Source organism: Citrobacter sp. TBCS-15 (genome assembly GCF_005280815.1).
In the GTDB taxonomy this organism is placed as follows: Bacteria; Pseudomonadota; Gammaproteobacteria; order Enterobacterales; family Enterobacteriaceae; genus Citrobacter; species Citrobacter werkmanii.
This window is the reverse complement of sequence record NZ_SZWK01000102.1, coordinates 397449-409182: the sequence shown is the minus strand read 5'-3', so window position 1 is coordinate 409182 and position 11734 is coordinate 397449. Positions and strand designations below refer to the sequence as shown.

At 50.7% G+C, this 11734-nt stretch carries 12 protein-coding genes; 5 read left to right on the top strand and 7 right to left on the bottom strand.

What is annotated here, in order from left to right:
• Window positions 1-27 precede the first annotated feature (27 nt).
• Entirely contained in the window at window positions 28-879 is an 852-nt protein-coding gene (locus tag FDW96_RS08725; RefSeq protein ID WP_042308567.1) for an aldo/keto reductase, read from the bottom strand.
• Between the two features lie 261 nt (window positions 880-1140).
• Between FDW96_RS08725 and FDW96_RS08720 the strand changes: the two genes are divergently transcribed.
• Window positions 1141-2337 carry a multidrug effflux MFS transporter gene (locus FDW96_RS08720; protein ID WP_042308565.1) on the top strand — a complete coding sequence of 399 codons (1197 nt, stop codon included), beginning with the start codon at window positions 1141-1143 and terminating at the stop codon, window positions 2335-2337.
• Between the two features lie 30 nt (window positions 2338-2367).
• Here the strand turns inward: FDW96_RS08720 and FDW96_RS08715 are convergent, their stop codons facing one another.
• Window positions 2368-3402: an AI-2E family transporter gene (locus FDW96_RS08715; protein WP_042308562.1), complete on the bottom strand. Its 1035-nt coding sequence runs from the start codon at window positions 3400-3402 to the stop codon at window positions 2368-2370.
• A gap of 416 nt (window positions 3403-3818) precedes the next feature.
• Here FDW96_RS08715 and mdtJ point away from each other — a divergent pair, with 416 nt between their 5' ends.
• Window positions 3819-4184 carry a multidrug/spermidine efflux SMR transporter subunit MdtJ gene (gene mdtJ, locus FDW96_RS08705; RefSeq protein ID WP_167371265.1) on the top strand — a complete coding sequence of 122 codons (366 nt, stop codon included), beginning with the start codon at window positions 3819-3821 and terminating at the stop codon, window positions 4182-4184.
• A complete protein-coding gene (gene mdtI / locus FDW96_RS08700) occupies window positions 4171-4500 on the top strand; it encodes a multidrug/spermidine efflux SMR transporter subunit MdtI (RefSeq protein WP_038640477.1) in 330 nt (109 codons plus the stop codon). Before mdtJ ends, mdtI begins: the two co-directional genes overlap by 14 nt.
• Window positions 4501-4534: 34 nt before the next feature.
• Here mdtI and FDW96_RS08695 read toward each other — a convergent pair whose 3' ends face one another.
• The 5 genes from FDW96_RS08695 to msrP form a co-directional block, all read right to left on the bottom strand.
• Window positions 4535-5356 (bottom strand): serine protease, encoded by an 822-nt coding sequence (locus FDW96_RS08695; protein WP_137365547.1) that lies wholly within the window; start codon window positions 5354-5356, stop codon window positions 4535-4537.
• Between the two features lie 269 nt (window positions 5357-5625).
• The gene (gene asr / locus FDW96_RS08690) at window positions 5626-6018 is read right to left on the bottom strand and encodes an acid resistance repetitive basic protein Asr (RefSeq protein WP_061381381.1); all 393 of its coding nucleotides are present in this window, start codon (window positions 6016-6018) and stop codon (window positions 5626-5628) included.
• Between the two features lie 137 nt (window positions 6019-6155).
• Window positions 6156-7643: a carboxypeptidase M32 gene (locus FDW96_RS08685; RefSeq protein WP_137365546.1), complete on the bottom strand. Its 1488-nt coding sequence runs from the start codon at window positions 7641-7643 to the stop codon at window positions 6156-6158.
• A 47-nt stretch (window positions 7644-7690) separates the two neighbouring features.
• On the bottom strand, window positions 7691-8317 hold the full coding sequence (gene msrQ, locus FDW96_RS08680; protein WP_137365545.1) for a protein-methionine-sulfoxide reductase heme-binding subunit MsrQ: 627 nt from the start codon (window positions 8315-8317) through the stop codon (window positions 7691-7693).
• Entirely contained in the window at window positions 8318-9322 is a 1005-nt protein-coding gene (gene msrP / locus FDW96_RS08675) for a protein-methionine-sulfoxide reductase catalytic subunit MsrP (protein ID WP_137349795.1), read from the bottom strand.
• Between the two features lie 188 nt (window positions 9323-9510).
• Here msrP and FDW96_RS08670 point away from each other — a divergent pair, with 188 nt between their 5' ends.
• Entirely contained in the window at window positions 9511-10233 is a 723-nt protein-coding gene (locus tag FDW96_RS08670) for a response regulator transcription factor (RefSeq protein ID WP_137349794.1), read from the top strand.
• On the top strand, window positions 10230-11702 hold the full coding sequence (locus FDW96_RS08665; RefSeq protein WP_137365544.1) for a HAMP domain-containing sensor histidine kinase: 1473 nt from the start codon (window positions 10230-10232) through the stop codon (window positions 11700-11702). Before FDW96_RS08670 ends, FDW96_RS08665 begins: the two co-directional genes overlap by 4 nt.
• Window positions 11703-11734: the final 32 nt, after the last annotated feature.

The following is an 11734-nucleotide window of genomic DNA, read 5'->3' as shown; positions in this document are numbered from 1 at the left end:
AAGACGGCCTCTGCGGAGGCCGTTTTTTTAAACGTCCAGCTTCCGCTGGGTGATCCATTCCACTCGAGCCGGATCTCGATGCGAGAAAAACGCGCTGCTTCCGCTGTCCATGGCGGCAATTTGCGTCATTTCTTCCGGGGTTAAGCTAAAATCCAGCACCTGAATATTTTCGGTCATACGCGTTTTACGCACGGTTTTCGCCAGTGAAATAATTCCGCGCTGATAAATCCAGCGCAGCACGATCTGACCAATGCTTTTGCCGTATTTTTCCCCAATAGCCGCTAAAACCGGGTTCTGAAACAGGTCATTACGTCCCTCGGCGAGCGGTGCCCAGGCTTGTGGTTGAATGTTTCTGCTCTGCATCCAGGCAACCGCATGTGGCTGTTGATGGAATGGGTTTACCTCAATCTGGTTTACGGCAGGAATCACGCGATTGAAGGCCATTAAATCAGCCAGTCGATCCGGATGAAAATTACTCACGCCAATCGCACGGATTTTTCCTTCCTCATATAACTCCTCCATAGCGCGCCAGGCACCATGTACATCTCCATAGGGCTGATGGATTAAATAAAGATCAATATAATCAAGCTGAAGGCGTTGCAGGGACCGAGTAAATTGCGCTTTTGCGCCGGAATAGCTTGCATCTTGTAACCACAACTTGGTGGTCACGAAAAGCTCATTACGTGGCACACTGCTTTGCTTGAGTGCGTTCCCTACTTGAGTTTCATTCAGATATGAGGCAGCGGTATCAATCAGGCGATAACCTGAATCAATGGCATCCCGTACGGCTTGCTCGCATTCGGCGGCATCGGTCATTTGATAAACGCCAAAACCAAGCAAGGGCATCTCAACACCGTTATTTAGTACTTTTGTATTCATGGGATTCTCCTGAGCATTCATCTTTGTATTGACCGCAGATTAGCAATTTTCTGTTGGTACTATTAGTCTGTGAATCCCGCATGGACCTATGAGTTAAATTCATTTCTGGATAGCAAATACTGGCGTTGAATCACAATATCTGCCGCTAACGTTGCCATTATTCATGATTATGGTTCATAAACTTATGCCGTTTTAGCCCTCTAATCACCGCAATACGTCGCATATATACTGCGGTCTGTTTCTTCAACATGACAGAGCGCTATGCGTAAAAATGAACAGGCATCGCCGGTGGCTACAGCAAGCCACACCGGCCTTAGTTTTATTCTGATCCTCAGTGGCCTGATGGCCTTTACCTCACTTTCTACCGATATTTATCTTCCGGCAATGCCGACAATGGCCACGGATTTACATGGCAATGTAGAACTTACGATCACCGGATTTTTGGTAGGTTTTACTATCGCACAGCTGATTTGGGGACCGATCAGCGATCATCTGGGCAGGCGTAAACCGCTGTTTATTGGCATGGTGCTTTTTATCATCGGGTCTGCAGGATGTGCGTTGTCTACAAGCATCACGCAGATTGTTTTCTGGCGGGTATTTCAGGCCCTTGGCGCCTGTACTGGGCCTATGTTGGCCCGGGCAATGATCCGCGATCTCTTTGCGCGTACCCGTGCGGCGCAAATGCTCTCGACGCTGGTGCTGATAATGGCGATTGCGCCGATAGCTGGGCCATTGATTGGCGGGCAAATTATTCGCCTGAGCACCTGGCACGCAGTTTTTTGGCTGCTGGTGCTGATTGGCGCGCTAATGTGTGTCTCTTTATGTTGGCTACCAGAAACACTACCTGAAGCAAAACGGGTGAAAGCTTCTCTGACGGGCGCATTTCGTAATTACCGTTCCCTGTTATCTAATGGGCGTTTTATGCGCTACACCCTGAGCCTGACGTTTTATTACGTCGGCGCGTATGCGTTTATTACCGGATCGCCATTTGTTTATATTAGCTATTACCATGTTGATCCTCAGCATTATGGCTGGCTGTTTGCGCTAAATATTGTCGGCGTCATGGCGATGAGCGTGTTAAACCGTAGGCTGGTGCAACGGCATCCCCTGGAGCAACTGTTGAAATATGCGACGATGCTGGCGGCGCTGGCTGCGGTTGCGCTTGCCCTGTTGGTTAAGCTGGAGTCCGGGGGAATTGTGGCCATTATCATTACCATATTCCTGTTGTTCTCAATGAACGGCATTATTGCGGCCACCTCAACGGCCGCAGCGCTGGATGCGGTACCGAACATCGCTGGTTCAGCCTCCGCGCTGATTGGCGCATTACAGTACGGTAGCGGGATCATCTCATCATTACTGCTGGCCGCTTTCAGTGACGGCACGCCATGGACCATGGCGTGGATAATTGCGTTATTTACGTTGTTGAGTGCCACCCTGGCGCTACGTGCTAAACGATAAACGAAAGCCCCGCGCAGGCGGGGCGACAATTTACGCTTTGTTGAGATCGCTAAGCAGAACGGCAATGCTTTGCCCGCCGTTGGTTTGCTCAAGCGCAATTTTAACGATGATGGTCAGCGGGACAGAAAGCAGCATCCCCACAGGACCCAGCAACCAGCCCCAGAAGATCAACGACAGAAACACCACCAGCGTGGACAGCCCAAGCCCACGTCCCATAATCCGCGGTTCGAGGATATTCCCAAACACCAGGTTAATGACCAGATAACCCGCCAGCACCACCAGGGCGTCGTAAAGACCGCTAAATGCCAGCACCTGAGCAATAGGGGGGATGGCTGCCAGTACGGAACCGATATTAGGAATATAGTTAAGGGCAAAGGCCAGCAATCCCCAGACAAAGGCAAAGCGCACGTCGAGGGCGGCGAGCATGCCCCAGGCGACCAGACCGGTCACAATGCTGATTGCCGTTTTTAGTACCAGATAGTGGGATACGCTGTCGATGGCGCGTTGAATTGCCGCCATTCCCTCAATGGGCCGACTCATCATTTGTTTTAGTTTATTGGGCAGTTGCGGGACTTCCAACAGCATAAAAACCACCGTCAGCAGCAGTAAAAATATCGATGACATGGCATTAGACAGCTGCGTCAGTAAATTAGTGACCAGCGTCATAGCCGCGTTCGGATCAATGTATTTGACGAGCTCATCTACCGAAACGCCGATCCCTGCGCGCTGTAGCCACGGCTCGAGATTTTTCAGCGGGATAACCAGTGAAGAACGGTATTGCGGTAGCGTCCGCGCAAGCTCATTTAAGGATGTACCTAAGTAGGCTAATAGCAGCACCATTAGCATCACAATAATGACGATCAGCAATGACACTGCGAATACGCGCGGTATGCGAAGTTTCACCATGCGTTGCACCACAGGGTTCAGCACAACGGCAATAAATAATGCCAGAATAAAGGGCACAATGATATCTGCGGCAAAGCGGATGCCGCTCAGTATGATAACCAGCATGCCCAGCATAATGACTATTTTTAACCCGTTAAGCGTGATGATCGGTTTCGCCATGTGTATTCCTGCGTTTTTAATTTTTGAATCTGAATAATAATGTGATTTGCCTCGAGCCGTTATAACAAAAATCAAACGGGGCTGGTAAAGAAGTGAAAAGGCTTTGAGTTCGTAATGAACCTATGATACAAATCATCTGTGTTTAACTACCGAGGACAATTATCATCCGCGATGATGAGAAGCAACACTGCGGATAATTGTAATATTATGGACAATATGTTCAGGATGTTTTTGCTTTTACCTACACTTCTTCGTACCTCTTCCACTTTCCTGCTTGCGGGTGAGCAACACTGGCGCAACGCGCTTTAGTCCCTTCTTCTGCCTGAGCTGGCGCTGTGCGCTGAGCTAACTGATTTTATTTTTTGGTTTACTGCATGCAGTAGGCCCAAAGGACTATATTCTCAAGCAGGAGAAGCATCATGTTTTACTGGATATTATTAGGTCTGGCCATCGCGGCTGAAATTACCGGTACGCTGTCAATGAAATGGGCGAGCGTGGGCCATGGTAATGCGGGCTTTATTTTAATGCTGGTAATGATCGCCTTATCGTATATTTTTCTCAGTTTTGCCGTTAAAAAAATTGCCCTCGGCGTAGCTTATGCCTTATGGGAAGGTATCGGTATTTTATTTATTACGCTGTTTAGCGTGCTGCTATTTGACGAAACCTTGTCCACGATGAAGGTGGCTGGTCTGGTCTCGCTGGTGGTAGGTATTGTGCTGATTAAATCCGGTACACGAAAACCTGCAAAAGCGGGCAGAGAGGTGACCCATGCAGCAGTTTGAATGGGTACACGGCGCGTGGCTTGGCATGGCCATCGTTCTGGAAATCGTGGCTAACGTCTTTTTAAAGTTTTCTGATGGTTTTCGCCGCAAGGCTTATGGCGTGCTCTCGCTGGCTGCAGTTTTAGCGGCTTTTAGTGCGCTGTCGCAGGCGGTAAAAGGCATCGATCTCTCCGTCGCCTATGCCTTATGGGGCGGATTCGGGATTGCCGCGACGTTAGCCGCAGGCTGGGTGCTGTTTGGTCAGCGTCTGAACAATAAAGGCTGGATCGGCGTGGCATTGCTGTTGGCCGGAATGATCATGATAAAACTAGCCTGATAAAAGTGCTGCCCGTTAATGCGGGCAGCATGTGTTATCCCTTGGCGAGCGCTTCCAGTTTGTCGCGAAATCCGGTCACGGAAATCGCGCGGTTATCTGCCCGCCAGCGATCTTTCGCCGCCGGAGCAGAGCTTTGTACGCCAATCAATTGCCAGCCGGAATCCGTCTTCAGCATCAATGGCGACCCACTGTCGCCCGGGAGCGTATCGCACTGATGTGACAAAACGGTATTTTGCGCCCAGCCGGTTACCACGCAATCCTGATGCGTGTACAAATCGTCAAGATGATCTTCCGGATAGCCTGACTGCGTGACTTTACGATCCGCGGTTTTCAGCGCCGCGGTTAACGCCGCTTTATCACCTTCAAATAATGGCAGTGGCGTGATACCGGAAGGTGGATAACGCAACACCACCAGACCAAAATCCCATGGGGCGGCGGAGGGGGGCACAATCCAGCCATCACCATCGGCTTTTAAACGTTTGCCGAGCGAAGGATCAACCCGGCTTTCAATTCCGTGGATTTCATAACGCCAGATACCCTTTTTCGACACGAAGCGTAACGCTACGGCCTTATCAGGTTTTCCTTTTGGCGGCGTAAGTAAGCAGTGTCCGGCAGTCAGAGCCAGATGGGGGGAAATGAGCGTAGCGGTACACAGATTACCGCTGGCGGTTTCCAGTTGTCCGATAGCGTCCCATGGTGATTGCGTTGGGTCAGTCACCTTAATGCGATCGTCATGTCCAAAAAACAGCGTTTTTATGTTTTCTGCTTCAGCGCTGGACGTTGCTGGCTGTTCCGCATGCGCAACGACAGGAGTTAAAAAAATTGAACCCAGTAACATAGCAATGGTTTTATGCATATCACACTCTGGTGGGGAATTATGATTTTTAACAGCAAACCCTCAGTTAATACTATAGACGGGACGGCGGGAAAGTGGGAGTAAAATCAGATAACTACACTCAGGAAAGATAAAAATGCATGGCGATGAGGGCACAAATAATCAGGGCCGTAAAAATGAACTCAAAGCGGTAATGTGACACCATTTTACCCTCCGAAAGGCGGCGCCAAATCTGGATGATTTAGCGCCGTATGCTACGGCGTGGGGGCGCCATAGTGTCTACAGGTGTGTTATGCAGCAGGCTGAGCGGCTGGTTTCGCGGAGTCGTGTTTTACGGTTTTTTTGGTGTGTTTTTTAGCGGCCTGAGCTTTTTGTTCTGCAGCAGGTTTGGTTGCTGCTTTTTTGGTGTGCTTTTTCGCCGCCTGAGCTTTCTGTTCTGGCGCTTTTTGTTCTACAGCCGGTTTAGTTGCTGCTTTTTTGGTGTGTTTTTTAGCAGCCTGAGCTTTCTGTTCTGGCGCTTTCTGCGTCGCAGTTTTGTGCTGTTTTTTATGATGCGTGGTTTTCGCCGGGGCCGCTTTCGTCGTTGCAGCAGTTGGCGCGGTGGTAGCAGTTGTTTCAGCAGCAAATGCAGCAGAAGACAGACCCATAGCAGCGGCAACAACCAGAGCTAATACTTTTTTCATTCTCATACCCTCGATTTGGTTTTTCATTCAACCCCACTGCGGGGCCGTTGAAATAACTATATCGCTGTAATTACTGGGCTTCCGTGAGTCATTGGTATCGGCGTGTAACGATATGTACAATGACTCACGGTAGGAGATTACAAATAACGGGCTTCCAGGTGAGCGCGGAAATAGCGGCTGCTGAGCGGCTCTCCGGTGGCCTGGGTAATGAGTTGTTCCGTGGTAAAACGACTGCCATGCTGCCAGATATTCTGGCGTAGCCATTCAAAGAGGGCGCTAAACTCTCCTTGCGCAATGTGCTGGTTCAGATCGGGCAATGCGCGGTGAGCTGCGCTGAACAATTGCGCCGCATACATAGCGCCTAAAGTGTAAGACGGGAAGTAGCCAAAGCCGCCGTCGGTCCAGTGAATATCCTGCATACAGCCATTGCGATAATCCCCCACCGTTGACAGTCCAAGCCAGGCCTGCATCTTCTCATTCCACAATGCCGGAATGTCATCCACTTCAATGTCGCCGTTAATTAATGCTCGCTCGATTTCATAACGCAGGATCACGTGAGCCGGATAGCTCACCTCGTCGGCGTCAACGCGGATAAAACCGGGTTTTACCTGCTGGTTCCAGGCGATAAAATTGCTCTCTTCAAACGCAGCCTGATCGCCAAAATGACGCGTCACCGCCGGAATGAGTCGCGTCAGGAATGCTTTACTGCGCCCCAATTGCATCTCAAAGAACAGACTTTGCGACTCATGAATGGCTGTTGAGCGTGCCAGAGCGATAGGTTGTCCTGACCAGTTACGCGGCAGGTTTTGCTCATAGCGGGCATGACCGGTTTCATGAATCACGCCAAACAGCGCGCTGAGGAGTTCATTTTCGTCATAGCGGGTAGTAATGCGCACATCTTCCGGTACGCCGCCACAGAAGGGGTGTGCGCTGATATCCAGTCGGCCAGCCGTAAAGTCGAATCCTAACTGCGCCATCGTTTCCAGACCCAGCTCTCGCTGGACAGCCTTCGGGAAGGGGCCAACCGGGGCGATAAGCGTTTGCTGAGACTGTTTTGCCACTGCCCTGGTGAGTAGATCGGGCAGCCAGCTTTTCACGTCCGCAAACAGGACATCCAGTTGGGCGCTGGTCATTCCTGGTTCAAAGATGTCCAGTAGCGCGTCATAAGGTGAACAGCCTTTAGCGTCTGCACGCAGTCGGGCTTCTTCGCGGCTGTACTTCACGACTTCTTTAAGGTTCTCGGAGAATCCTTCCCAATCGTTCGCGGGTCGCTGGCTGCGCCAGGCATGTTCACAGCGGCTGCCCGCCAGCGACTTTGCTTCTACCAGTGATTCAGGCAGCAGGGATGCCTGGTGATGCAGTCGCGATATTTCGCGCAAATTCGCTTGCTCAACATCGTTAAGATCTTCCTGTGTTGCTGCGGCGATCCACGTGGCTACCTTCGGGTCGGTTAACAGCTGATGTTCAAGCACGCTTAGTTCAGCCAACGCTTCGCCGCGGGCTTGACTGCCGCCCGGCGGCATCATGGTAAACATGTCCCAACTGGCGATAGCCGAAAGGTGAGAGAAGCGAGAGAGGCGCTGGAACGTGCGGGTGAGTTGATGGTAATTATCATTGTTACTCATTTTTTGTTCTCGTTCTGTTTAGGTGTGGGTAAGAAGTTTACCGTGATTCATTCACTTTTCATAAACACACCTTTGTACCTGCTGTGGCGTAACAACTTTTTATAGCGAAATACCAGCAGCACAATAAAACAGGAGGCGTAGATAATAGGGGACGGTGACAACACTTTGACCGACCATAGGTAATGAACCGGGAGTAAAATGGCAGTCAGGTAGACGTAGTTGTGCAACGTTTGCCAGCGTTTGCCCATTTTACGCTGTGCGGCCTGCGTGGAGGTCAGCGTCAGCAGGAGTAAGATAACCCAACCCGTCATGCCCAGCGTGAGCCATGGCCGTAAAACCAGCTCTCGCCCCAACAATCCCAAATTTTGTATACCCAGCTCCAATAGCGCATAGCTGGTCAGATGCAGTGTGGCCCAGGCAAAACACCATAATCCTAACAACCGTCGGGTACGAAACAGCAAAGGCTGCTTTGCATAGCGTGCGAGCGGCGATACCAGCAGGGTAGCAAGCAAGAATTTTAGCGCAGTAATGCCGGTAAAATGCTGAATGTCTTTCCCGGGATCGGCGCCCAACGCACCCTGTTGCACTGCCCAGAAGAGCCATAGCAGGGGTAAAAAACCGGCGAGATGCAGTAGCACTTTCAGGCCGGTTATCTGCTTTACCGTTAATCTCACTTAAAAGTTCTCCCGTAGATCCATACCCCGATATAAAGAAGCCACCTCCCTGGCGTAACCGTTAAAAAGCAACGTCGGCTGGCGTTGTACATCGAGAATCCCACCGGAACCGATAAAACGTTCTGTCGCCTGAGACCACCGAGGATGATCGACATGCGGATTAACATTGGCATAAAAACCGTATTCGTTCGGCGCTGACATATTCCAGGTCGTCGGCGGGCGCTCACGTGTCAGCTTGATACTGACAATCGATTTAATACCCTTGAAGCCATATTTCCAGGGGACCGTCAGGCGTATCGGCGCCCCGTTTTGCGGCGGCAACGCTTTGCCATACACGCCCACGGTCAGAAGGGTAAGAGGGTGCATGGCCTCATCCAAACGCAAACCTTCAACATAGGGGTATTTCAAGCCGCCGCCAATGAAGCGATCTTTCTGACCGGGCATTTCATCGGGGGCGTAACGTGTTTCAAACGCGACATACCTGGCGTCGCTGGTGGGTTCAACCTGCGCCAATAATTTATGTAAGGGAAAGCCAATCCACGGCACAACCATCGACCACGCTTCAACGCAACGCATCCGGTAAATACGTTCTTCTAACGGAAAACGTGTGGTCAGCGCATCATGATCCAACGTTAAGGGTTTGTTCACCTCACCGCTGATGGTTAATGTCCAGGGATCGGTTTTCAGGCTACCGGCATTGGCGGCAGGATCGGCCTTATCCAGACCAAATTCATAGAAATTGTTATAGCCCGTTACCTTGTCTTCCGGCGTCAGGGGTAGTGAGCTTTGCCAGGCATCCGGTTTTATGAACTCGAGCGGTTTCCCCGCCGGTGCAGGCGCTCGATCGTTGCCCTTAAACCAATTCAGTAGATTCGCCTGTGTCGGGGAGGAGAGAGAAGCGACTGCAGCGCCTATTCCAAGCGCTTTGAGGACCTGTCGTCTTTGCATAAAAAAAACTGATTCGGCGGTAACATCAGCTTCCCGAAGTGGACGTTTTTTCTGCATAACTGTTCCTTTTTATTTTCATGTTAAGGAAAACAAAGCGACGTTTCCCTGTTGATGCCTGACTTTCTATAACGACATCCTGTATCCAGGCGTATCCCAGGATCCTCACGAAAAGTTAAAAATTTTGTGATAACTTCCGCCCCTTGCCTGAGGTAAGCTTTCACAACGATGAGAGGGAGAGGACACTGATGGCCGGCGCAAAAAAGATATTTTTGGTGGAAGATGACAGCGATATTGCCTCACTTTTGCAGCTTAGCCTGAAGGATGAGGGATACGAAATTATCCATGAGACGGATGGAACGCGCGCGCTTGAACAACTGGAAAAACATGTCTGGGATGCGGTTATTCTCGATTTAATGCTGCCGGGTGTCGATGGTCTGGAAATATGTCGTCGCATTCGTCAAATGAGTTTCTATTTACCCGTCATCATTATTAGCGCCCGTACCAGTGAAACTCACCGCGTTCTGGGGCTGGAGATGGGAGCCGATGATTATTTAGCCAAACCTTTCTCCATACTGGAACTGATGGCCCGCGTGAAGGCGTTGTTTCGCCGTCAGGAGGCGATGAGCCAGAATCTGCGTGTGGAAGCGGGGCTCATTAACATCCATGGTTTGGAGATTGATCCCTTAGCCCGTGAAGTCCGCCAGCATGGCAAATCTATCGATTTGACGCCCCGTGAGTTCGATCTGCTCTATTTTTTCGCTCGTCATCCTGGCGAGGTTTTTTCGCGTCAGGCGCTGTTAGACCATGTGTGGGGCTACCAGCACGAAGGGTATGAGCATACGGTGAACAGTCATATTAATCGTCTGCGGACCAAGATTGAAAAAGATGCTGCTGAGCCGGAAATTATTCTTACCGTTTGGGGACGAGGCTATAAGCTTACAGCGAATAACGCGGAGCATCAGTCATGATTTATCGACTGTCTTTAAGCCAGCGTCTGACCCTGGTATTTACCGCGATTATGTTGATTTGCGCGGTAGCCGTCAGCGTTGTCCAGCTGCGTAATAGTCAAAAATATGGCGATGCCATGGTGCAAAGGCTGTCGCTGGAACTGGCGAGCAAGATTGTCAAAAGTGAGGCTCTGATTGATACCCGCGGGCAGATCAATCGACAGACGTTAAAAGGACTGTTTAATCATCTGATGACGCTCAATCCAAGCGTTGAACTGTATCTGGTTTCACCTGCAGGTGACATACTCGCCGATGCCGCACCGCCCGGGCATATTCAGCGCCAGAAAATTACCGTGCAGCCGATCCTGGGTTTTCTAAATTCGGATGCTTTGCCAGTGTATGGCGATGATCCGCGCAGCAATCAGCAGAAGGTCTTTAGTGCGGCGCCAGTGATGCTTAACGGCCAACTGCATGGTTATCTGTACATTATTCTGCAGGGCGAAAATCTGCATATGCTGGCAAATACCGCCTGGCAGAAAACGCTCTGGAACACGGTGGCAGGAACGTTAATTCTGGTTTTATTAGCCGGCGGAATTGCGGGCTTGTTGGTGTGGCGATGGGTGACGCATCCGGTAAAAAGGTTGACCGCGCAGGTGGTCAAAATGGAGCAGGACAGTATTAGCGTCATTAAACAGTTGGCGCAGAAAAAGCCCGATCCGTCACCGGGGAATGAAATTGCGTTGTTGAACAATGCGTTTATTGAGCTGGCACAGCAAATTGCGCAGCAGTGGGACTTGTTAGCTGACAGCGATCGTCAGCGCAGAGAGTTTATTGCCAATATATCTCATGATTTACGCACGCCGCTCACCTCGCTGCTGGGGTATCTGGAAATGTTGTCGCTGAAGGCCGACACGATAACGCCAGAGGAAAACAGGCATTATCTTAGTATCGCGTTGCGCCAGGGGCATAAGGTTCGCCATCTGTCACAACAACTGTTTGAGCTGGCGAGGCTGGAGCACGGAGGCATAAAACCTCAGCGCGAACGTTTTGCTTTTGGCGAGTTGATCCAGGATGTGGCGCAGAAGTTTGATCTCCCTGTTGCCACACGCCATTTACAGTTACACCTTGACGTGATGGGGCCGTTACCACTGGTAAATGCCGATTTATCGATGATGGAAAGCGTGGTGACGAATTTGCTGGATAATGCTATCCGCCATACGCCTGACGGGGGGGATGTATGGCTAAAAATCTGGCGTGATGAAGACCGACTGTTAGCAGAAGTGCAGGATAGCGGTCCTGGCGTGGAAATGGGAGTACGCGAAGTATTATTTCAGCGCCCGACAGCGTTAACTCCCCGTGAGCAGCGCGGCGGTCTGGGATTGCTGATTGTGCGAAGAATGCTTGAACTGCATGGAGGCGATATCAATCTGGTTAATTCAACGGCAGGCGCGTGCTTCCGTTTTTGGTTGCCGCTGACGGATTCTCCATAGGGTAAATGTTGGTAGGTTGTCAGTGATAATGA

What these genes read in the sequence shown, in the direction of transcription:
- FDW96_RS08685 (WP_137365546.1), bottom strand. Translation starts at nt 7,643, where the DNA reads ATGAGTAACAATGATAATTACCATCAACTCACCCGCACGTTCCAGCGC.
- FDW96_RS08720 (WP_042308565.1), top strand. Translation starts at nt 1,141, where the DNA reads ATGCGTAAAAATGAACAGGCATCGCCGGTGGCTACAGCAAGCCACACC.
- FDW96_RS08725 (WP_042308567.1), bottom strand. Translation starts at nt 879, where the DNA reads ATGAATACAAAAGTACTAAATAACGGTGTTGAGATGCCCTTGCTTGGT.
- msrP (WP_137349795.1), bottom strand. Translation starts at nt 9,322, where the DNA reads ATGCAGAAAAAACGTCCACTTCGGGAAGCTGATGTTACCGCCGAATCA.
- FDW96_RS08665 (WP_137365544.1), top strand. Translation starts at nt 10,230, where the DNA reads ATGATTTATCGACTGTCTTTAAGCCAGCGTCTGACCCTGGTATTTACC.
- FDW96_RS08695 (WP_137365547.1), bottom strand. Translation starts at nt 5,356, where the DNA reads ATGCATAAAACCATTGCTATGTTACTGGGTTCAATTTTTTTAACTCCT.
- FDW96_RS08670 (WP_137349794.1), top strand. Translation starts at nt 9,511, where the DNA reads ATGGCCGGCGCAAAAAAGATATTTTTGGTGGAAGATGACAGCGATATT.
- mdtI (WP_038640477.1), top strand. Translation starts at nt 4,171, where the DNA reads ATGCAGCAGTTTGAATGGGTACACGGCGCGTGGCTTGGCATGGCCATC.
- FDW96_RS08715 (WP_042308562.1), bottom strand. Translation starts at nt 3,402, where the DNA reads ATGGCGAAACCGATCATCACGCTTAACGGGTTAAAAATAGTCATTATG.
- asr (WP_061381381.1), bottom strand. Translation starts at nt 6,018, where the DNA reads ATGAAAAAAGTATTAGCTCTGGTTGTTGCCGCTGCTATGGGTCTGTCT.